Origin of the sequence: Maribacter stanieri, from assembly GCF_900112245.1 — a bacterium.
GTDB lineage: Bacteria > Bacteroidota > Bacteroidia > Flavobacteriales > Flavobacteriaceae > Maribacter > Maribacter stanieri.
Genome location: NZ_FOYX01000001.1, coordinates 318,838 through 341,497, shown reverse-complemented (window position 1 = coordinate 341,497; position 22,660 = coordinate 318,838). Strand labels below are relative to the sequence as shown.

At 35.2% G+C, this 22,660-nt stretch carries 11 protein-coding genes; 4 read left to right on the top strand and 7 right to left on the bottom strand.

Annotated elements, in window-relative coordinates:
- Positions 1–11: 11 nt before the first annotated feature.
- On the top strand, positions 12–3,728 hold the full coding sequence (locus tag BM296_RS01465) for a metallophosphoesterase (RefSeq protein WP_091902923.1): 3,717 nt from the start codon (positions 12–14) through the stop codon (positions 3,726–3,728).
- A gap of 8 nt (positions 3,729–3,736) precedes the next feature.
- Here the strand turns inward: BM296_RS01465 and BM296_RS01460 are convergent, their stop codons facing one another.
- Genes BM296_RS01460 through BM296_RS01440 form a run of 5 tightly spaced genes read right to left on the bottom strand, consistent with a single transcriptional unit; the run spans position 3,737 to position 13,421 of the window.
- Positions 3,737–4,594, bottom strand: coding sequence for a YjiK family protein (locus tag BM296_RS01460; protein ID WP_091900867.1), 858 nt, complete (start codon positions 4,592–4,594; stop codon positions 3,737–3,739).
- Between the two features lies 1 nt (position 4,595).
- Positions 4,596–5,486 carry a GyrI-like domain-containing protein gene (locus BM296_RS01455; protein ID WP_091900865.1) on the bottom strand — a complete coding sequence of 297 codons (891 nt, stop codon included), beginning with the start codon at positions 5,484–5,486 and terminating at the stop codon, positions 4,596–4,598.
- A 1-nt stretch (position 5,487) separates the two neighbouring features.
- Complete coding sequence (locus tag BM296_RS01450; RefSeq protein ID WP_091900863.1) at positions 5,488–6,819, bottom strand: vanadium-dependent haloperoxidase; 1,332 nt, start codon at positions 6,817–6,819, stop codon at positions 5,488–5,490.
- Between the two features lie 4 nt (positions 6,820–6,823).
- Positions 6,824–10,075, bottom strand: a complete 3,252-nt coding sequence (locus BM296_RS01445; protein ID WP_091900861.1) for a VCBS repeat-containing protein — start codon at positions 10,073–10,075, stop codon at positions 6,824–6,826.
- Positions 10,065–13,421, bottom strand: a complete 3,357-nt coding sequence (locus BM296_RS01440) for a VCBS repeat-containing protein (RefSeq protein ID WP_091902922.1) — start codon at positions 13,419–13,421, stop codon at positions 10,065–10,067. The genes BM296_RS01445 and BM296_RS01440 overlap by 11 nt, the downstream gene beginning before the upstream one ends.
- Positions 13,422–13,809: 388 nt before the next feature.
- Between BM296_RS01440 and BM296_RS01435 the strand changes: the two genes are divergently transcribed.
- Positions 13,810–15,462 (top strand): solute:sodium symporter family transporter, encoded by a 1,653-nt coding sequence (locus tag BM296_RS01435; RefSeq protein WP_091900859.1) that lies wholly within the window; start codon positions 13,810–13,812, stop codon positions 15,460–15,462.
- A 406-nt stretch (positions 15,463–15,868) separates the two neighbouring features.
- On the opposite strand, the gene BM296_RS01430 is transcribed toward BM296_RS01435, so the two are convergent.
- On the bottom strand, positions 15,869–17,479 hold the full coding sequence (locus BM296_RS01430; RefSeq protein WP_091900857.1) for a RagB/SusD family nutrient uptake outer membrane protein: 1,611 nt from the start codon (positions 17,477–17,479) through the stop codon (positions 15,869–15,871).
- A 19-nt stretch (positions 17,480–17,498) separates the two neighbouring features.
- Positions 17,499–20,621 carry a SusC/RagA family TonB-linked outer membrane protein gene (locus BM296_RS01425; protein ID WP_091900855.1) on the bottom strand — a complete coding sequence of 1,041 codons (3,123 nt, stop codon included), beginning with the start codon at positions 20,619–20,621 and terminating at the stop codon, positions 17,499–17,501.
- A gap of 305 nt (positions 20,622–20,926) precedes the next feature.
- Here BM296_RS01425 and BM296_RS01420 point away from each other — a divergent pair, with 305 nt between their 5' ends.
- Both BM296_RS01420 and pgmB read left to right on the top strand, forming a co-directional pair.
- A complete protein-coding gene (locus BM296_RS01420) occupies positions 20,927–21,967 on the top strand; it encodes a LacI family DNA-binding transcriptional regulator (RefSeq protein ID WP_143099031.1) in 1,041 nt (346 codons plus the stop codon).
- 12 nt (positions 21,968–21,979) lie between these two features.
- Complete coding sequence (pgmB, locus tag BM296_RS01415; RefSeq protein WP_091900851.1) at positions 21,980–22,651, top strand: beta-phosphoglucomutase; 672 nt, start codon at positions 21,980–21,982, stop codon at positions 22,649–22,651.
- Positions 22,652–22,660: the final 9 nt, after the last annotated feature.

Sequence of the window (22,660 nt, the reverse complement as noted above, 5' to 3'; positions counted from 1 at the left end):
GTTATAGTGCTATGAAAAAATATTACGCATATCTATTGGTTTTTCTTTTCATTACAGGTTGTGCAACTCATAAGACAAAATACGTTGATGAAAAATATGCCGTTGATGTAAACGAGGCTAAGGAAGTGTCTCATACATTTTATCTAATTGGAGATGCAGGCTTATCTCCGATGGGAGGAATGAACCCAGCACTAAAAATTTTCAAGGATAGATTGGATAAAGCGGATAAGAATAGTACTGCTATTTTCTTAGGGGATAATATTTACCCGGCCGGATTACCAGACCCAAAAGATTCTACACAAGCATATAGAACAGCGGCAAACCATTTAGATGCCCAGATAAAAACCTTAGATAACTTTAAGGGAAGACCACTTTTTATACCAGGAAATCATGATTGGTATACAGAAGGATTAATTGGACTTGAACGTGAAGAAAATTATATAAAAAGAGCATTAAAAGAAAAAGAGAAAGATCCTTTTTTGCCAGAGAACGGTTGCCCCATAGATGTGATAGAAATAGGTGATGATGTTGCGATAATTACAATAGATACGGAATGGTATTTGACGAACTGGGACAAACGTCCAGATATTAACGACAAGTGCGAAATAAAAAGTAGGGATAAATTTTTCTTAGAACTCGAAGATGCAATAAAGGGCTATCGTGATCGTACAACCGTAATTGCAATGCACCATCCTACAAATAGTTACGGGGAGCACGGAGGTCAATATTCGTTAAGAAAACAATTCTATCCAAAACAAATGGCGGTGCCGGTTCCTGTTTTAGGATCTTTTATTAATGTATTGAGAAGTACTTCTGGGGCATCGGTAGAAGATGTGAATAATAAGCGTTATAGAGAGCTTATGAATAGGGTAACAACCTTAGCACAATATTCTGACCGTGTAATATTCGCATCGGGGCATGAACATACGCTGCAGTATATACTTGAAAATAATACCCCACAAATTGTAAGTGGTTCAGGGGCAAAAGAAGGTTTTACAAAGTTGTTGAACGGTTCTCAGTTTAATACCGGTAAAATGGGATATGCCACTTTAGAGGTATATAAAGATGGTTCGTCTAGAGTTAGATTCTATGGGGTAGGAGATGATAATAGTGAGGAGTTTTTGTTTACCAATGAAGTTTTTCCGCCAACTCAAATTGAGTATGTAGATCAACTAACAGCCTCTTTTCCTGATAGTGTAAAAGCCTCTGTTTACTCTCAAAAAGAAATTGACAAAAGTGGATTTTTTAAAGGAATATGGGGAGAACGTTATCGTAAATATTATGGTACGGAAGTGAAAGTGCCTACGGTAAACTTAGATTCATTAATGGGAGGCTTAGAACCTGTAAAAAAAGGTGGTGGTCACCAATCTAAATCATTGAGACTACGTGCGAAGGATGGTAGGGAGTATGTGATGAGGGCACTGAGAAAGAGCGCTGAACTTTATTTGCAGTCCATGGCTTTTCAAGATCAATATGTACTTGATGATTTAAAAGAGACCTATACACAAGAGTTGTTACAAGATTTTTATACAGGCTCTCATCCTTATGGTCCATTTACAACAGCAAAATTATCTGATGCCGTTGGTATTTACCACACCAACCCAGTTTTGTATTATGTACCTAAACAACCTGCTCTAAAGGAGTTTAATGACTCTTTTGGAGATGAATTGTATATGATTGAAGAACATACTGGGGACGGTCATGGAGATTTGGCAAGCTTTGGGTATTCAAATGAATTGAAGAGTACAGATAGTATGCTTGAAGATTTAAGAGATGACGAGCAATATGAGGTAGACAAAGATCTTTATTTAAGAGCAAGACTTTTTGATATGGTTCTTGGTGATTGGGATAGGCATGTTGATCAATGGCGTTGGGCAGAGTTTAAAGAGAAAGATAAAACAATCTATAGGCCCGTACCAAGAGATCGTGATCAAGTATTTTCAAAAATGGGAGATGGTGCTCTAATGAATTTAGCTACGAGAATAATACCAGGTTTAAGACTTATGGAAGGTTTTAACGACGAAATTAGAAATGTAAAAGGATTTAATTCATCGCCAATGACCTATGTTTTAGATCTCACTTTATTGGGCGAAACAGAAAAAAGTCAATGGTTGGCACAAGCAAAGTATTTACAGGATAATTTGAAGTCAAGTGATATAGATGAAGCATTTAAATCTTTTCCAGTAGAAGTGCGAGATGAAACCGTAGATGAAATTAAAAAAACGCTATTGGCACGATTAGGTAATATTCAAGAAACCGCGAATGAATATTATAAGATTTTAAACAAATATGCAGTAGTTGCAGGTACGGATAAAGACGACTGGTTTGAAATAAACAGGTTAAATGATACCGAAACAGAAGTAAAAGTTTACAGAAATATCAGCGATAAAAAGAAGAGATTATTCTACTATAAGGTTTTTACTAAAGAAGACACCAAAGAATTATGGGTTTTTGGTTTAGATGATGATGATATTTTTGAAGTTAAAAATCCGTCGAATTATTCTGGAGTCAAGGTTAGGATTATAGGAGGGCATAACAATGATATCTATAGAATAGAAGATGGTAGAAATGTAGCATTGTATGATTTTAAGAGCAAGAAAAATACGTTTGAAGAAACTGGTGGGGCAAAAGTAAAGTTGTCTGATGATTATGAGCTTAACACATACCAGCCGCTTAAACTAAGAAATAGCTATAATCAAATAATTCCTACTATTGGGTTTAATCCAGATGACGGGGTTAGAATAGGCTTTATGAATACCTATACGTATAATGGTTTTAGGCAAAACCCATTTACACAACAACATACTTTTGCGGCTTCATATTATTTTGCAACAAGTGGTTTTGACTTTAAGTATCAAGGCGAATTTGCACATGTTTTTGAGAATTGGAATGCTGAATTATCTGCACGATTTACGAGTCCGAATTTTGCAGTTAACTTCTTTGGTTTTGGAAACAATACTGAAAATTTTGATGATGATTTAGAGTTAGATTATAATAGGGTTAAGCTTAGGCAAATAGATTTTTCTCCGTCATTGGTTTGGAGAGGGCAATTGGGGGCTAAAGTAAAATTTGGTGTTTCTTATGAAAATATTAGTGTAGAGGAAACTAACGATAGATTTATAAATACTTTTTATCAAGAAAATGGAGAAGAAACCAATAGCGATTTTGTGGGTGTAAATGCTGCTTATACATATGAAAATAAGGATAATGAAGCTTTTCCAACTTTAGGGATGTCTTCTTCATTGCAAGTTGGTTTCAAAGAAAACCTTTCAAAAGAGAGTGGTAGTTTTGGATATATAATACCAAGTCTAGGTTTTGATTATAAACTAATTCCTAATGGTCGATTAGTGCTCGCTACAAAATGGAAGGCACAATTTAATATTGGCGACGATTATGAATTTTATCAAGCCGCTAGTATTGGTGGGTTAGATGGCTTGCGTGGGTTTAGAAATCAACGTTTCACTGGTAAAACATCATATTATCAGAATACGGATATTAGATTTAGTTTAAAAAAGAAAAGAACCAGACTATTGCCAATTGCAATGGGTCTTTTTGGAGGCTTTGATTATGGTAGAGTTTGGTATCCAGAAATGAGTTCTGGACGTTGGCATACTTCTTACGGTGGAGGATTCTTTTTAAACGCTTCTGATATTATCTCCATTAATACGGCAATATTTGCCAGTGAAGACGGACCAAGATTTACATTTGGTCTAGGTTTTGGATTCTAGAGATATAATTATTTTAAAGAATAGGTGTATAGGTTGCCTCCGGTGCTGTGAGTGCGTTCATCAGAAATAAGCAGGGTACTGTCATTTAAAAAGCAAACAGATTCTAGTTGACTTCTGGCACCTAAATCAATTTCTTGCATGTTTCCTTTGGTGAAATCATCCCAAGAGAAGTCTGTGAATATAAAAAGTTTACCATAACTAAGCGCTATTATTTTATCTCCTTTTGGCGATATATCTATTGATGTAATTTGGCATACTTTCCAATCTGTACATGGGGTAAATGAACCAACGAACTTTGCTTCATACTTTCCTTTAGTGTCTGGAACGGTATATATATGAGCTTCGCCCGAGAATGGTTTTGATCTATTTTTTGTAATAATGTATAATTTATCTCCGTGATGAAATATAGCCTCTGAATCATACAAACGAGCATCCTTCTTAGGGGGAAAATCTTTTTGATCTGGGTAATAAAGTTCTATTTTTTCGGCATCTATTTTGTCCCCAGGTTCACTAGTTGGGTTAGGTAATTTATAAATCACCAAGTTTTTACGTTCGTTATCATTATTGCCGATATCTGCAATATAAAGGTTGCCAGATACATCTTTGGTGAGGTCTTCCCAGTCATGATTACCTCCATTTTTTATCTCTAAAATTTTTATAATTTTGCCCTTAAGGTTTACTTGATATATTTCATCTTTATTACCATTATCTTCCACTACCCAAACCGAAGAATCACCATAGGTTGCCAATCCTGAATTCTCATCTAAACTACCAGGTAAATCAGTAACCACTTTTAATTGCCCGTAATTTGTACAGGAAATCAAAGTAGAGATTAGAAGTAAGGATGTAAAAGCAATCTTGTTCATTTTATTCTGCAATTGGCATGAATATTTCGGCTTTCCAACGCAAAGCATCTCCACCCATATTAGGGTTATTGAAAAAGAATTCAATTGGTTTCTGCTCTATTTTTATATTATTCTCTTTTGCGTAATCTAATAGGGTATACCAAGCCCTATCCGATGTCATATAATTACCATTGTAAATGGCTTTCAAGGATTTCTTGCCAATAAACTCTTTATATACCATATTCTTAACAATGGGTAATGAGTCTGTTTTGATAATAGGATAACAAAAATTAAAAGATATACTATCATTTTGCATGTTCCAGTCTGTAGTCTCAATAAACGGAATTCCGTTTACTTGAATGCCATTCCCTGCAATAACAGAGTTTAGAAAAGGATAGCTTTCCATCATTCCAAACGCCTTGTTACTTTGGGTGGTTTTGTGCTCAACACAAGCACAATAAGTAGATGGCAGTTCATCTTCACCTATAAAGGTAGTTTTGAATTCTTTTCTATGAATATTTAAACTTTCAATGAAATCTGTAACCGTTTTTCTTGATTGTTTTTCAAAATCAGTATCACCGAAAGGTATAACCAACTTGTTATTTAAACTGTAGTCAGCGTCCTTTACATCTACTACTAATTGCGAGGTAGAATCAGTAATTGGATTAATGTTCCACAAATAAATATGCGTGGAATCACCAGTAGCAATCATTTGTTCTAAGTGGTTAAGGTCGCTCAGTTGACGAATAGAAGCCTCTTTAAGAGTTTTGTTCCAAGATTTTAGGGCTTGGTTAATTGTACCGGTATTTGCCTTCGCTACAACTCTAATTTGATAGTCTTGTGGTTTTATGAAAAAATACCAAAGTAGTGCAATAGAAATAAGTGCAATTGAAATGGTAATTCCTTTTTTCATTTTAATTGTTCTTCATCTTAATTTTAGATTCCAAAAGAGCACCAATTTTTCTTCCTTGCCCCACACCAACTTCAATAGCGGCTCTATAATGAATTCCTCCATACATTCTGCTCAAAGCCGCTTCGTCTGCAGCTTCATTGAACGAATTAAATTTTCTGATAGGCAGACCGTAAGGAGTTTCAGTATCATCTTCAAAACTGAAATTATCACCATAAATACTCGTTAAGGCAGTTGCAGCAGCACCTGAAACAACACTATGTCCACTAGTATATTCTGGAAAAGGAGGTGTCTGTAATATAGGCTTCCAATTCTCATCTATATGCTGGTTGATCAACGTTTCTGGTCTTATTAGATTACTGCGATATTTCTCGTCCCAACAACTGATAAAGGCATCTGCGATTGCCAATGAGGTTTTGGTATAGGCGTAAACCGTATCGTCAAAATCACTATTGACTTTTTTGCTAGCTATTTTTGTGATTCCAATCCAATGCGCGCCTGGAGTTATTTTTTTGGTAGCGAACATTAGGTGCCCTCTTGTTACGGAAACATAAGGATTACAATCCCAGAATTTAGCAATAGCTACTTCTTCAGATTCATCACCATTTTTTGTTATCTCATTACTGATATTGTAAACTTCAATTAACTCTTTGTAAAAATCTGAGTCTTTTTCTAATGAAAATGCTGGTGGTGGTATTGGCTTAAATTGTGAGGCCGAATCTATGATGAATGGTCTAATTTTACTCCAATGTGGCTCTATCCCATCCATGTAAGCCGGTGGTGTTGGTTGCCATCTAGTTTGGTCGTCTGTATTTACCGTAAATTTTGGCATTGTACGGGTTTGACTGTAATTGTCTTTGCCCATCCATTCTTTAATGTGGTCAGCAACTTTTAGGCCATAAGCCTTAGAAGCTTCAAATTCACTTTCATTGGTTGCCTTCCACTGTGTGAATAAGCTGTCTTGTAAAACATCAAATTTATCTTCAGAGAAGATTAATTGACGACTAATATTCATGTGTGCTATCAAAGCCGATAATCGTGGATTAATACCAGATATAGTATCCATCTCAGGTATTGGTTTTAGGTCGGTAATTTGACCCGCCAATGAGTTGTATTTTGGATTTACCTGCGCTACTATTTCATAGGCTGCAATATTTGGGTAAGCGAATATTCTACTAGCTACCGGAGGAGAAAAAATATCATGAATCATAATATCTATTACTTTGTCAATAGAATTATGAAGCTCTTCTGGGGTTATTTTAATAGGTTCTTCTTTTTTTGGTGTGCAGTTAGATAATAAAATTCCTGTTACTAAAATAATAATATACCTCTTCATTGTACTATGGTTTGAGTATTTGGTATACTTCTGCAGCCTCGTTATTGAAGGTGAGCAAAATGTATTTGTTGTTGTTCAAGTTTATGATATTCATGCTACGAATCGATTTTCCTGTTAAATCGAGTCCAATTTCATTCGCTAAGGTAACATTGTTAGCATTATTTATCAATGCTCCAGGAAAAGAATCAAAACGACCATGATATGGTTTTACGCCAAAATAATTTCCAGCGGCTAATACTTCAGTTTTATTGTCTCCATTAAAATCAAATTCTAAAAATGACATGATAGGTGCCAGTTGTAACTCGTAATTAAACGGAACAAAGATAAATTGACCGTTGTCATTTTGTAGATAACCAGAACTTAAGGTATGTGTTTCTAAAACTTCAGCGTTAGGCAACATCTCTTTGCCAAGAATTTCTTCCATCGATTTACCGGCAAATGAGCTGTAGTTCGTAAATTTTTTACGTAATGAAACTAGTTGGCTGGATAGTTCTTTAAGTCCGTCAATTGGATAATCTTTTCCATCTTTATATGTGCTAACAATGGTTTCTGTAGCTCCGTTTTTGTCAAGGTCGCCATAGTACATTTTCATTGGGTACTTTTCAGATGCGGTAAATTTTGTGTTCAGTCCCCAGTTACCTAAAAGGTAGTCTTGATCACCATCACCATCAATATCAAAGCTAGTGACAGCTTGCCATAAACCATTAATATTTTTGTTTTCTAAGGGGTATGTTTCTTCGAATACACCTTCATTATTTTGAAAAAATCTTGGTGACATCCATTCACCAACAAACAATAAATCTTCCCATCCGTCATTATTAAAATCGGTAACTACAGCATCGGTCACCATTCCCAAGTTTTTAAACGGATTGTTGGCTACGCTAAAATTGCCGTTATCATTATTTAGTATATAGCTATTTGGCTTTTTTCCATAATCTGCGCTAATTGATTGGTTACAGATCAACACATCTAAATCATTATCATGGTCATAATCTAATTTTAAAAGTATAGACGCATTTTCGAACATTTCTGGAAATGCCGATTTGTTGAATGTACTATCACTGGCAACGTAGAAAGAATCTGTTAATGGTTTCATTTGATTGAAAAAATCTGCGCCACCGGTGCCAATGATTAAATCATTTTTACCATCTCCATTAAAGTCTGCAATTAATGAAGATATGTCTTCTTTTATACTGTCTTTTTGAATTTCTGGATAAACCTGTAATTGAAATAAGGAATCTCCCTGAACATATATATGAGATGGTATATATTTAGAACCACCAAAGAATACATCTTCTTTGCCGTCCGCATTTAAATCGCCTACACTTACAGCCGGACCTCTGTCAGACATTTGGTATGGTATTAGTTTCTGGCGTAAATAATCACTGTAAGCATCCTCAATATGAGTGTAATCTATACCAAGGTTGTTTGATGTTTTTTTGAATAATATTTTCTGTTTCTTTTTTAAAGAATTATAATCAAAAGCTTGATTTTGATTAGGGCTTATATACAGTGTTTGATTAACAGTTATGTTTTTCAGCACTTGAAAGCTTTTGTCGGGCCAGATAATTTTAAGGGAATCAACTTTTTTTAAATCGGCATAGCCAAAGTGTATTATGGGTTCGGAAGATGCCTGAAATCCACGAACGGTATACATTTCTTTGAATTGTTGAATACCATTAGCGTACGAGAAAATTTTTGTTCCAATACCAAACTTATTTTTCTCTGTAAAGTTTAATTTAATTTTTAGCCAATGGTTTGTGCTGTTAGTAGTATTTTCTTGAATACCGGCAGGACTAAATAAATTATTGGTTACTAAATCTAAATCACCATCATTGTCTAAATCGCCATAAGCTGTCGCCCCAGAAATTATGGTGTCTTGAGCAATCCAAGATTTAGATTTATCTATAAATTGTAGGTCTTTTGCACCTTTAAATATCATATTTCCGATGAAACCAGAGGGCATCATTTTTAGAGCCTTTTGATCTACGAGATTGGTGCTATTTATTTTGGCTCTAATATTTTCGTTAGAAATGTAGTTGATGTAATCTAGGTCGTTAGGTCGTTTTGGAATACCGTTACTAATGTATAAATCTTGTTCTCCATCTTGATTGTAATCACCGAACAAAGCACTCCAGCTCCAGTCTGTAGCTGCTACACCACTTTGTAGTGCAGTTTCTAAGAACTTGCCATTTGGTTGATTTACAAATAGCATATTTCTAGTATACTGATTGTGATAACCGAAGGTCTCGGTTTTCATTTTCTGAATTTGAATATCATCATCGCCCTCAGATGACTTCAAGACAATTTCGTCTTTACCCAACATATCCAAAGAAATCAAATCAGGTAGACCATCGTGATTGATATCCGCTACATCACTACCCATTGAAAATCTTGTTGTGTGTCCAAAAGCCTCTTTGAGAGATTCTTTGAAAGTACCGTCTCCGTTATTTAAATAGTAATAATCATCTTCGTGAAAATCGTTTCCAATGTATAAATCTGGGTACCCGTCTTGGTTAAAATCAGATACTGCAATACCTAAACCATAACCGTTTACACCTCCATAAATACCGGCATCTTCACTTACATCTACAAATTGGCCATTATCATTACGCAACAATTTATCGCCTGTTTCATATACTCTTTTATGGCGTATTTGAGCATTACCATAAGAATCTTGAGTATGAATAGCGTGATTGAGTAGGTAAATATCTAAATCACCATCAAGATCATAATCTAAAAAAGCGGCGGACGAACTATACGACTCAAAATCCAGTCCGTATGCTGCAGCACTTTCTTTAAAAGTTGCATCACCTTGATTTATAAATAGCTCATTATGTCCGTTAAAGCCATTTAATCCAACTACGGCACATACATATATATCTAATAGTCCATCTCCATTTACATCACCCATAATGGCACCAGTGTTCCAAGAACTATTACCTGCTACACCTGCATTTTCAGTAATATCGTCAAATTGTAAATTACCTTTATTTAGGTATAGTTTGTTTTTAACTTGATTCCCGGAAAAATAAATATCTGGTAGACTGTCGTTATTAATGTCGCCAATGGCAACACCACCACCATTATAAAAATAGAGGTAATCTAAGATGCTAAGGTCTTTAGTTTCAGTAAGTGTATTTTCAAAAGCTATGCCCGTTTCTTCTGTAGCATGTTTTACAAATAACTCACCAGAATTTTGCTTACAGCTAAAGGTGAAAACCAATAAACATATGTAGAGTATGTTACTTTTCATTTAATCGATACAATTTTGGAGTGTCGTTGTTGATAGCTGCAATGATGAATTGATTTCCTTTTTTATCCTTGACTATTTCTAATTGCTTTACCTCATTTCTAATAAAGAAACCGCTTTCTGAATAATTTTGCCATTCAAAGCCTAGTTTGCCATCGCCAAGCAATACGTTTCCGTAATTGGCATCAAGTCTAGAATACTGAGGTTTAAATTCAAAATTATTACCTGCCATTACAAGGTCTAAATTTCCGTCGTTGTTTACATCAAGACACTGTATGCCACATATGCAAGAAAATTGTACTTGAGGTGGTAGTATTTTAATAGTAAAATTGCCATTGCCGTCATTGATTGCAATAATAGATTCAGAAATGTTTGCCTGTTTTAAGATTGTGTTATCAAGAATATTCTTTGGGAACAACTCTTGGATAGTCTTTTTGGCATATTCAGAGGCTTTAATATTCTTTTTCTTGAGCGCTAATATTTGGGTGGTCAATTCCTTTTTTTGATGAAGAGGGTAATCCCCGCCATCATAGTTCTGAGTAGTTATTTGTTCAATAGTACCATCATTATCAAAATCATTTACCCACATTTTCATTGGGTGGCCTGGCGCAGGTTTGTAGTGAAGATTGCTTCCCATGTTACCTAAAATTAAATCTTGATCACCATCATTGTCCAAATCTTTACCTTCTATAGCGCCCCACCATCCGTTAAGGCTGTCAAGTGAGCTTTTAAAATGGCTTAATCTTCTGCCAGAGTTTTTATAGATTTTTGGACTGCCCCAATCTGAAACCGTTACCAAATCATCTTTACCGTCACCATCCATGTCTACCCATTGCGCATCGGTTACCATGCCGGCATCTTTTATGTCATAAGCAAAACGTTCTGTAACATCTGTAAATGTTCCATCACCATTGTTAAGCAGAAATAAGTGGTCAGGATTTATTCCATACGTACCAACTACACTCCTAGAGCCAACGAAAACATCTATATCTCCATCATCTTCAAAATCTGAAGGAGCGATAACGGCAACATTTTTATTGATACTTGGTAATTTATTGGTACTCAAGGAGAAATTACCTTTACCGTCGTTGAGATACAAACGAATTCCGTAAGTGCCTTGCATACCTAGTTCATTTCCGCCTGACCCAATCATAAGGTCTAGGTCCCCATCATTATCCGAATCAAAAAATGAAGCAGTGGTATCCTCTAATAATGCCTCTGGCTCAAAATACTTTACAATTGGTTTTGAAAGAGCACCGTTTCCGTTGTGTAGATACAAAGCTCCCGATTGTCCTTTTGCGCCACCTATAAATATATCGTCATTACCATCACCATTTACATCACCAACTGCCAAGCCAGGACCTTCTTCCGCTAATGACTTAGAAATTAAACCTTCATTATCAAAATCCATATAGCTATTTTCTTTATGAGTCAAGAAGGTGTTGTTTTCTATAGATTTTAAAAGGGTAGGGGTAGATTCTTGCTTTACTTTGAAAATTTCGTTTGCTTCCTCTTGAACAAAAGTGATGGTTTGGTTTGCTTTAACATTGGTCAATTTAACCGTAGCGTCATTAGGCCATATGATACGAATGGAATCTAAAGACTTAGTAGCTCCAAGACCTATAGTCATAGGGTATTCAACAGAAGACTGAAAACCTCTAGAAGGCATCAAAGTTTGGTCGATAATGTTATCAGGATAATAAAGGCGGGCAACGGTGCCTATACCAAATTTGTTTCCATCAGAACCTTCGAATTTTAATTTTATATAATTATTCTCAGACTGAGATTCAGAATTATTACGGTAAACAAAGGTTTCCATGTTTACGTTGTTAACCACCAAATCTAGATCTCCATCGTTATCCAAGTCACCATATGCAGAACCGTTCGATCTACTAGGTATTTCAAATCCCCATTGCTTATTATAATTGCTAAACGTTATATCCCCATTGTTGTGATAAGCGTAATTGGGTAATGGTGTAACTGGCATTTTATTGATTATAGAATCAATAGATTCCTTTTTGCCGGTGAGTGCCATTTTTTGTATGATTTCATTCGCAAAGAAATCAACAAAATCCAAGTCGGTTAAATCGTGATTGATTCCGTTGGTGATATAAATATCTTTTAGACCATCGTTGTCCATATCGAACAGAAGTCCAGACCAGCTCCAATCTGTAGCTTCAACACCGCTATAGTAAGCGATTTCAGAAAAAGAACCATTACCATTATTTAGCTGTAATGTATTTTGAATGTACTGCTGATGAAAATCTTTACTCTGTTTTAACTTGAAGATATTATAACCTTCAAATTCCATTACAGATTTTACACGCTGATCAGGTTCAGGTAACATATCTGTAATAAAGATATCTGTAAGTCCGTCATTATTAATATCGGCCATATCAACTCCCATTGCAGATAAACTTAAATGGTTGGTCCATTTTTGAACTTCTTCCCTAAAAGTTCCGTCTTGGTTGTTGATGTATAAATAATCTCTTTCGTAAAAATCGTTAGATACATAAATATCTGGGTAGAGGTCATTATTAATATCAATAACCATAACACCAAGGCCAAATCCAATTAGGCTACCATAGATACCTGCTTTTTCGCTAACATCAACAAATTTACCATTGTCGTTTCGCAAAAGCATATCGCCAACACCTCTAAAAATTTTTGGTACACCTTCCCAATCTTGTGCTCTTACTTCTCGTTGTTCAGCATAGCCGAGGCTACTTACGGGAATATTACTATTGTTTAGAATATAGGCATCTAAATCACCGTCTTTATCATAATCAAAAAATGAAGCATGCGTAGAAAACCCTGTCTCCGCAAGATTGTATTCATGGGCTTTTTCGGTAAAAGTACCGTCTCCATTATTTATATATAAATCATTATCATGATTGTTTCCTTCCATATTACCGGCATTGCTAACGTATATATCAAGAAATCCATCATTATTAATATCTGCCATTACTACGCCTGTAGACCAAGGTTTGTTACCCGCTATACCGGCACTTTCAGAAATGTCATCAAATTTGAAGTCTCCTTTATTGAGGAAAAGCTTGTTAGGTTCCATATTTCCAGTAAGAAAAACATCAGATAAACCGTCATTGTTGATGTCGCCAATGGCAACACCACCACCGTTATAAAAATTACGGTATTTGAATATGTTAAATTCTTTTGAGTTTTGAACTTTGTTTACAAATGAAATACCAGTTTCTTCAGAAGGTAATAGTGTAAATAATGTAGGTTCTGAATTTTCTAAAGATGTATTCGTATCTTCTTTAGAGCCACATGAGGATAAAAGTGATAAAAATAAGCCAAGGCAGCTCAGCTTAAATATATTGGAGTTCATTCTTGAATTAATTAGAGATGGCATTATATGTTCTTTTATAATGAGGAATATTAAATTATTAATTGAAAACTAACGACTATTCAGTCATAAGTCTGCCTATTAATTTAAAGTATCTGTGCTACTCTATTTCGCATTCCATTCAGATTTTTGTAAACTATTAAAATTGAGTTGATAGTCAGCCAAATAGTTCTTTAAAAATGAAATTGCAAGATAGCCAAATACCTACTGTTTGCTAGGGTTATTTAATGAAATTACACGTTAAATTTTAAAGAAAACGTTATAGGAGCTATCGTATAATATGAATAATGAGATTTTACAGCCTGTTTTTAGATGTAATGGAAATAATCCAATATATTTAACCTTGACTAATTAACAAACAACTCAACAAATGATAGGGATTTTATCTTTTTTAGGCTTTACTATTTTAGTGGCTGTAATTTCATACTTCGCGACCAGAACGACCGATGAACAAACCTCGGATGGTTATTTTTTAGGAGGGCGAAGCTTGACGGCCGGAGTAATAGCGGGATCGCTATTGCTTACCAATTTATCTACAGAGCAAATTGTAGGTTTAAATGGTAGTGCATATACAGACGGTTTATCTGTTATGGCATGGGAAACATTAGCGGCCATTGCTATTGTTGTGGCAGCTATTTTTCTGTTACCTAGATATTTAAAAGGTGGATTAACTACGGTGCCGCAATTTTTAGCCAAACGGTTTGATGTAACTACAAAAACAATAACCTCTGGTTTATTTCTTACGGGTTATGTTGTTGTATTGCTTCCCGTTATATTGTATTCTGGTTCGGTTGCCATAAGTGGTATGTTTGATGTTCCTACATTATTAGGGGTCGCAGACAGTACAGCTCTCGTTATTTGTATATGGGGAATTGGGTTGATAGGTTCAGTGTATGCTGTTTTTGGAGGTTTAAAAGCTGTTGCGGTTTCAGATTCAATTAATGCGGTTGGTTTGTTGATCGGTGGTTTGTTAATACCCGTTTTTGGATTAATGGCGATTGGCGATGGCAGCGTATTTGGAGGATTAGATGTGTTAGTTAGTGCTAACCCAGAACGATTTGATTCTACAGGGAATGCAGGACAAGAAGTACCTTTTGCCACCATTTTTACAGGTATGATGTTAGTGCAATTATTTTATTGGGGAACAAACCAACAAATTATTCAAAGAGCATTAGGGGCAAAAAACTTAGCTGAAGGTCAAAAAGGATTGTTATTGGCTTCTTTTTTAAAAATATTAGGTCCGTTAATATTAGTATTGCCAGGTATGATAGCGTATCATTATTTTGACGGCAGTCTTGATTCTAGTGATTTAGCTTACCCAGAGTTGGTTCGTGCAGTGTTGCCAAAACCATTGGTTGGTTTTTTTGCAGCGGTATTGTTCGGTGCTATTTTGAGTTCTTTTAATAGTGTTCTAAATAGTTCGGTTACTTTGTTTGGTATAGATATCTATAAGCAGCATATTAATCCTGATGCCTCAGAAACTACAGTAGTAAAATATGGAAAGATATTTGGAATCTGTTTGGCATTGGCAGCTATGTTTATAGCACCGCTAATTGCAAATGCAGGTAGTTTATTCAATTATTTACAAGAGATAAATGGTATATATAGTATTCCTATTTTTACGATAATTGTAGTTGGTTATTTGACAAAGAGAGTGCCGGCAATAGCGGCTAAAGTGGGTATTATTTCAGGATCTGCTTTATATATCATAAGTCAGTTCTGGCTAAAGAATAAATTTGTGGACGAAGCATTAGCAGATGCAAGTGCTAAAGGTATAACCGATGCTGCGCAATTGAAATTAATTGAGGCAGAAGCATATCCTCACTTCTTGCATATTATGGCTATATTATTTGTTACCAATATTATAATAATGCTGATTATTGGCGCTATTAGACCACGAAAAGAACCTTTCGTTTTAGAGTATACAGATCAAGTTTCTATAACTCCATACAAATATGTGAATCAAGCAGGTATACTGATTTGTGTAATTGTTATTAGTATATATGTGTATTTTGCTAAGTAAATAATAAGAGGTTGATTTAAAAAAGTAAGCCCCATCACTTTAAGTGATGGGGCTTACTTTTTTAATTAATTACTGTTTTGTTTAGGGAAGTTTAGTTTGTAGTTGAATGGTATAGCAGCGCTATTATAAAGCTTAGGTAAGGCCTGCTGAATTTCTAAGCAAAACTCAACTGCTAAAAAATAAAGTGTATAGGTGATTTCTTATATATTGTATTATAATCTAGTTGTAACAACTTTTTAAACCCTATATATTAAAGTGTTTTAATACTAAATACAACAGGTTAGATTCGCAATTCAGTCGGTAACCTAATAAATTATTCACTGATCTCAAAGAAGTTATGACCCAATAAAAAAGCCTCCAAAATAAATTGGAGGCCTTTTCAACTTAAACTTAAAATTATATATCCTTAGTATCCTGGGTTCTGAACCAAGTTAGGATTTGCAAGTAATTGTGCTGGTGGAATAGGGAAAACATTGTAAGCATCATTGTCAATAGTTCCTGGTGCTTTAAACAACCAGTCTCTACCAAATTGACCGAAACGAATTAAATCATTACGTCTCCATGCTTCTTGATACAATTCTCTACCTCTTTCATCTAAAATATCTTGTTCAGAAACAGTTCCTAACAACTCTTGAGTGTTACGTATTGTTCTTAAATCATTGATCATAGCTGTTGGGTCACCACCGCTTCTAAATATAGCTTCAGCTTTCATTAAGTGAGCATCAGCGTATCTGAATACAATTTGATGGCTTATAGAAGCTTCACCATTTCTAGCTGCATACTTTTGAATTCTAATACCAGTTGTTTCATCATTATTGATAAAGTTAACTGCACCGGCACCATCTTTAAAATCTCTTTTGAAAGTAAGAGGAGCACCTTGTCGGTCTTTTAGAGGCGTACCGTCTAAAGCGTATTGTTGATTGATTAAGAAACCATAACCAACATTTGAGCCATTTACATATCCATCTAATTCAGAAGCATAAGGTTGATCAGCAAAAGCTACACCTACAGTTGGAACACCACCTCTACGTTCTTCTTGCCCGTCAACTGGGTTTTGATCGGCATCTAATTCATTAGATTCAGAATCTCCTTCAAATAAGTCGTAAAACTCAGCAAGAGTACTAAAGCCATTCCAACCACCACCTTGAATACTGGTGTTGTTATAGTGAAGACCCATTACTACTTTGTTAATAGTATTCGCTTCTAAAGACCAAATAGTTTCTGTATCTGCATCAGGTAAGAAAAGGTCAAAATAACCATCTTGCAATGCATAACCGTCAGCTGCTATAGCATCAACCAATGAAACTACTTCAGCCATATCGCCAGAATCAGGAGAACCACCAACATAAATATGCTTGTTCAAAAGAACTTTAGCTTTTAAATATCTAGCGGCAGCCTTACTAGCTCTTAGGTTAGAATCTCCACTAGCAGCTGATGTTGCTGGTGCATTTGCAATAGCAGTTTCAATATCTGCAAGGATAAAATCAACTGCAGCTTGTCCTGTCAATACTTCTGGAACAGAAGTAGATGGCAAAGATGTATCTCTGTAAGGAACTTGACCATAATTATCCAATATAACCCACATACTATAAGCTCTAATGAAGCTAGCATCACCAATGTTAGTCGCTGATGGATTACTTCTAGAATCTAAAACTTGAGATGCTTGTAATTGGTTACCGTTCCATAATTGAAATACGTTAACAATAAAAGCATGTTGACCATCCCAATCATGTGTGTGTAAAACTCTCCAAAGTCCATTATCACCCCAGTCACCTCCACGGGTAGGGATTAAGTGCTCATCTGAAGTTACCTCTTGCAAGGCAAAATAGTTGTCTTGACCGGCATACTGCCCAGCTAAAGAACCGTAAAGATTCGTTACAGTAGAAGACGGATCTGCCAACCCTTGAAATCCTTCAGATATGATCGAATCTGTTTCTTCTATTTCTAGGTCGGTACAGGAGGTAACCCCTACTAACGATAGAATAGAAAGCGTTAAGATTTTAAAATTATTTTTCATGATATACAATTTTTTTTAATTAAAATGATGCGTTAATACCAAAAGTGAATGTTCTTGGTCTTGGGTAAGAACCGTAGTCAATACCTCTTGATGGTACACCAGAACCTAAATCACCAGTATTAGCAGTAACCTCTGGGTCTAAACCACTATAATCAGTAATTAAGAAAAGGTTTTGACCAGTAATAGAAAAACGTAAAGAATTTAAAGCGCCTTCACCAGATAATGGAACATTGTAACCAATGCTTGCATTTTGGAAACGAACAAAATCTCCTTTTTCCAAGAAACGAGTAGAAGCATCAGCAGAAGCTCCTGGATTTTCACCACTTGTCAATACATTCTGAGTTACGTTTCTAGAGTTAGAAAGTGCTCCTGCTGTGAAATATGCATTTTCAGTATTGTTATATACAGAGAAACCAAATTGACCTTGGAAAAATACAGATGCATCGAAATCTTTTACTTTTAAGTTTAAACTTAGACCAGAAGTAATATCTGGTAACGCATCTTCGCCAACGAAAGTTTTATCTCCAAAAGGATCGCCAACACCGTTGCCATCCACATCCTGATACGTTGGGTTTCCACTACTATCAAAACCTTCGAAAATAGGAAGGAAGTAAGAATATAATGATTGACCTGAAGCAAAACGTTGTGCAAACGCACCTGATAAACCAGGACCGTTAACCGCACCTGTGTCAATTAGACCATCAAAGTTCTGAACTTCGTTATTGTTATAAGCAATATTGAAATCTGCAGAGAAAGTTGCGTCATCTGTTCTTACGAAATCGTAAGCTAAAGCAAGTTCAACGCCTTGGTTAATAATGCTAGCATCTACGTTTTGAAATTGGAAAGGATCAACTGCAGGTGCTGCAGGTGGTGTTTGTAAAAGAACGTCAGTAGTTTCAGTTCTATATACATCTAAACTACCACTAAAGCGATCGTTATTAAATCCAAAATCTAGACCAGCATTTAAGTTGAAAGAAGATTCCCATTTTAGGTCAGGTCTATCTGTCGCAACAATTGCCGTACCGTTAGCGTTAATATCAAGGTTTTGTTGAACCGTTAAATCTGAGAAACGTTGTCTTGCTACAAAATTACCGTATCCTAAACCATCTTGGTTACCAGTAATACCTGCACTTAAACGTAATTTAAGAGTTGATACTTTCTCACCAACAAAATCTTCTTCATTCATTTTCCATGCAAATGCACCAGAAGGGAAGTAGCCATATTGATTTTCTGGTCCAAATCGAGAAGAACCATCAGCTCTCATTGTAGCCGTAAACAAGTATTTGTCGTTTAATGTGTAGTTTAATCTAGCAAAAAATGACTGTAATTCATCTGTGTTGTCAAACGAGTTTGTAAATACAGAAGTAACTGAACTGTTTAGGGTAGTACCCAAGGCTTCTTGAGCAACAACAGTTGGTAATAATCTGTTTACTAATACACCGCCAGTATTTGGAGCGTAATAAGCTTGTTGATAAGAACCAGTAACTGCATTCTGTAAATCACTTACGGCACTTCTTAAGTTTCTCCCCATTGCATTCAAGTCACTAGTAGTATAACCTCTACCACCTGCATTGAAACCAAATGTTTGGAAATCTTGGTAACCAAAACCTACTAAAGCTTCAAGGCTTGAGCTTTCAAATTCCTTATTGTAGTTTACCGTTGCTTCGAAAGTTTTATTATTTCTTTCTAAAACACCGTAGTTACCACGTCCTATATCAGTAACACCGTTAATGTTATTGATGTCTCTTGAGATTACAGAAGTATTTGTAGCTTCAGCAACATCTAAACCTGCATTTAATTTTGCAGAAATTTCTGAAGTAAAGTTATACTGAATAGATCCATTCAATAAGTATCTATCAGTATTAGTAATGTTTTGAGTATTGTCTAATGCATTTTGAGGATTCACGTTTAATCCGCCAGCATTAAATCCTGAATTAGCTGGCCATGTTGGGTTTGCAGCGTAAGCACCACCCAGAACATCACCTGCAGCACCTGCTTGCGCACTAATAGGTGCTTGAGAATCGTTAATTCTAGCGATCGACATTTGAAGACCAAGAACTAATTTATCATCTAAGAATCTTTGGTTAAGATTTACTCTACCAGTAATTCTTTCTAAATCAGAGTTTTCAACAATACCAAATTGTTTGCCGTATCCAAAAGTTGCTCTAACATTACCACTACCATAATTCTTAGAATAAGAAAGGTTTTGGTTTTGAGAAGCTGTTGATCTTAATACAACTTGTTGCCAGTCTGTATTGGCACCAAAGTTTACAGCGCTAGCATCTCCACCTACTGCGGTAACACCAGATAAAAATTCAGAAGAATCTAAAAGGTCAAATGTATTTGCTGCAGTAGCGATACTTAAAGAACTAGAGAAGTCCCAAACACCTTGGCTACTACCTTTTCCACTTTTAGTTGTAATAATAACAACACCATTTGCACCACGAGAACCATAAATAGCCGTTGCAGATGCATCTTTTAGTATACTGATACTTTCAATATCATTAGGGTTAATAAAGTTCAATGGGTTTTTAACGGCACTTTGACCAAAACCTGTTTCACCTTGTGGTGATGTATCACCTCCACCTAATGGAACACCATCAACTACGAACAACGGGTTGTTGTTTGCACGAACAGAATTAGAACCTCTAATGTTAATTTGAATTCCTGCTCCAGGCTCACCACTAGTTTCCTGTATGTTAACACCGGCAGTCTTACCTTGTATTAATTGCTCAGGCGAAGAAATATTTCCGCCGTTAAAGTCTTCAGCTGTTACAGCCGTTACTGAGCCGGTAGCATCTTTTACAGTTGTAGTACCGTAACCGATAATTACAACTTCTTCTAGAGCTTCTGCATCTTCTTCTAAAGTGAAGTTAATTGAAGTTCTACCGTTGATTGCTACTTCTTGAGTTTTGTAGCCAATGTAACTTACAATAAGTACAGCTCCTTCTTCTGCGGTCAATGTGTAATTACCGTCAAAATCTGTTTGCGTACCATTGGTTGTTCCTTTTTCAAGAACACTAGCTCCTGGTAAAGGTCCACTTGCATCTGAAACAGTTCCAGATACTTCTTGCGCCTGAACAAGTCCGAAGCACATAAATGCACCAAGAACCAACAGACTTTTTAGGAATGTAATCTTCATAAATTGTTAATTTAAGTTGAGTTAATTTAATTTCAATTGTTAAAAATATGTAAAAAGGCTTGTTGATAAGAGTATCAGCAAAGTTTAAATGTTACGAAAACGGTTTCGTGTTGATAACTTTTATTTTTTACGAGTATTATGATAGTGAATAGCTAAATTTATTATATTCTTATAATTACACTAACTAAAGTGAGAATATACGATATTTCTTCAAAGATAGGTAAAATCCTTTTTTGTATATATTTACCAAATAGAAGTAAAAAATCGACTTTTACTTTTAGAAGAATTTAAGTTCTTATCTTAAAATTTTAAAATCCTTTTTTTTGAAACCAAAAATTACTTTAAAAGATATTGCTAGGGAACTTGATGTTTCCATTTCAACTGTATCAAAAGCATTGAAAAATAGCAAGGAGATTAGTAAGGATACTAAAGATAGAATAAAAGCATTTGCTAAATTCTATAACTACCGTCCTAATAATATAGCGCTAAGTCTTAAAAACAAGAAAACAAAAAATATAGGTGTTGTTATACCAGATATAGTACATCATTTTTTTACAACTGTTTTTAGAGGTATAGAAATGTATGCCAATAAAATGGGATATAATGTAATTGTTTGTATTTCTGATGAGTCTTTTGATAAAGAGGTTATAAACATGGAGATGCTCGCAAATGGTAGTATAGATGGTTTTATACTTTCATTAAGTGCGGAAACACAAAGAAGAAATGACTTCACCCATTTAAAGGAATTGTTGGATCAAGGAATACCCATAGTCCTTTTTGACCGCATCACTGAAGAGATAGAGTGTGATAAGGTTATATTAAATGATGCTGAAATAGCTTGTGAGGCGGTTAATCATTTTATTAAGTCTGGTTGTAGGAAGATAGCTTTAATAACAACCGAGAATTACTTTAATGTTAGTGAAAGTAGAAAAGATGGATATGCGGTGGCATTAAGGTCAAATAATATTGAGATTGATCAGAATTTAATTTTGACATTACCTCATGAAATAGATAATACGGATGTTATGACCAAATTTTTTAAAGAAAATAGTATTGATGCCGTGTTATGTGTAAATGAGATTTTTGCCATTCAGTCTATGAGTGTTATACAACACTTAGGGTTTAATGTACCGAGTGATATTTCAATAATAGGCTTTACAGATGGTATATTGTCTAGGTACTCATCTCCTAAACTAAGTACTATTGCGCAACATGGCCAAGAGATGGGAGAGTTAGCGGCTAAGCTCTTGATTAATAGAATGGAGTCAGTAGAAGTAATTGAGGAACCGTTTAAAACGGAAATAATAAATGCAACATTGATTAAAAGAGGTTCTTCAATCAATTAATATTTTGCGATAATGGAAAAAGTAGGGTTTATTTTTGACTTGGACGGTGTTATAGTTGATACGGCCAAATATCATTATTTGGCTTGGCATAAACTGGCTAAAGAATTAGGTTTTGAATTTACAAAGGAACAAAATGAATTATTTAAAGGGGTCAGTAGAAAGCGATGTTTAGAAATTCTATTAGATATCGGGAACATTTCGGCAACGCAAGAACAGTTTGATACTTGGATGGTAGAGAAGAATGTAGATTATCTTGCTTACATTGAAAAAATGGATGCTAGTGAAATACTACCAGATGTGCCAAGGGTTTTAGAATATTTAAAGAAAAAGAATGTGCCAATAGCATTGGGGTCAGCTAGTAAAAATGCCAGACCAATATTGGAGAAGGTTGATTTGTTGCCTTATTTTGATAGTATTGTCGATGGTAATAGTGTAACTAAAGCAAAACCAGATCCGGAGGTCTTTTTAATTGCAGCTAGTAATTTGGGTGTTACGGCAAGTTCATGTGTGGTCTTCGAGGATGCAGTTGCTGGAATTCAGGCAGCAAATGCCGCGAATATGATTAGTATAGGCATTGGAGAGGATACCATACTCAACGAAGCGAAATATAATTTTAAAGATTTCACTGAAATAAGCGATGAATTTTTAGAATCACTACTTAATAAAAATCATAAAAATAAATAAGGGTACCTA

Coding starts and splice junctions, on each gene's coding strand:
- BM296_RS01460 (WP_091900867.1), bottom strand. CDS start 4,594: ATGAACAAGATTGCTTTTACATCCTTACTTCTAATCTCTACTTTGATT.
- BM296_RS01430 (WP_091900857.1), bottom strand. CDS start 17,479: ATGAAAAATAATTTTAAAATCTTAACGCTTTCTATTCTATCGTTAGTA.
- BM296_RS01435 (WP_091900859.1), top strand. CDS start 13,810: ATGATAGGGATTTTATCTTTTTTAGGCTTTACTATTTTAGTGGCTGTA.
- BM296_RS01425 (WP_091900855.1), bottom strand. CDS start 20,621: ATGAAGATTACATTCCTAAAAAGTCTGTTGGTTCTTGGTGCATTTATG.
- BM296_RS01465 (WP_091902923.1), top strand. CDS start 12: ATGAAAAAATATTACGCATATCTATTGGTTTTTCTTTTCATTACAGGT.
- pgmB (WP_091900851.1), top strand. CDS start 21,980: ATGGAAAAAGTAGGGTTTATTTTTGACTTGGACGGTGTTATAGTTGAT.
- BM296_RS01450 (WP_091900863.1), bottom strand. CDS start 6,819: ATGAAGAGGTATATTATTATTTTAGTAACAGGAATTTTATTATCTAAC.
- BM296_RS01445 (WP_091900861.1), bottom strand. CDS start 10,075: ATGAAAAGTAACATACTCTACATATGTTTATTGGTTTTCACCTTTAGC.
- BM296_RS01440 (WP_091902922.1), bottom strand. CDS start 13,421: ATGAACTCCAATATATTTAAGCTGAGCTGCCTTGGCTTATTTTTATCA.
- BM296_RS01455 (WP_091900865.1), bottom strand. CDS start 5,486: ATGAAAAAAGGAATTACCATTTCAATTGCACTTATTTCTATTGCACTA.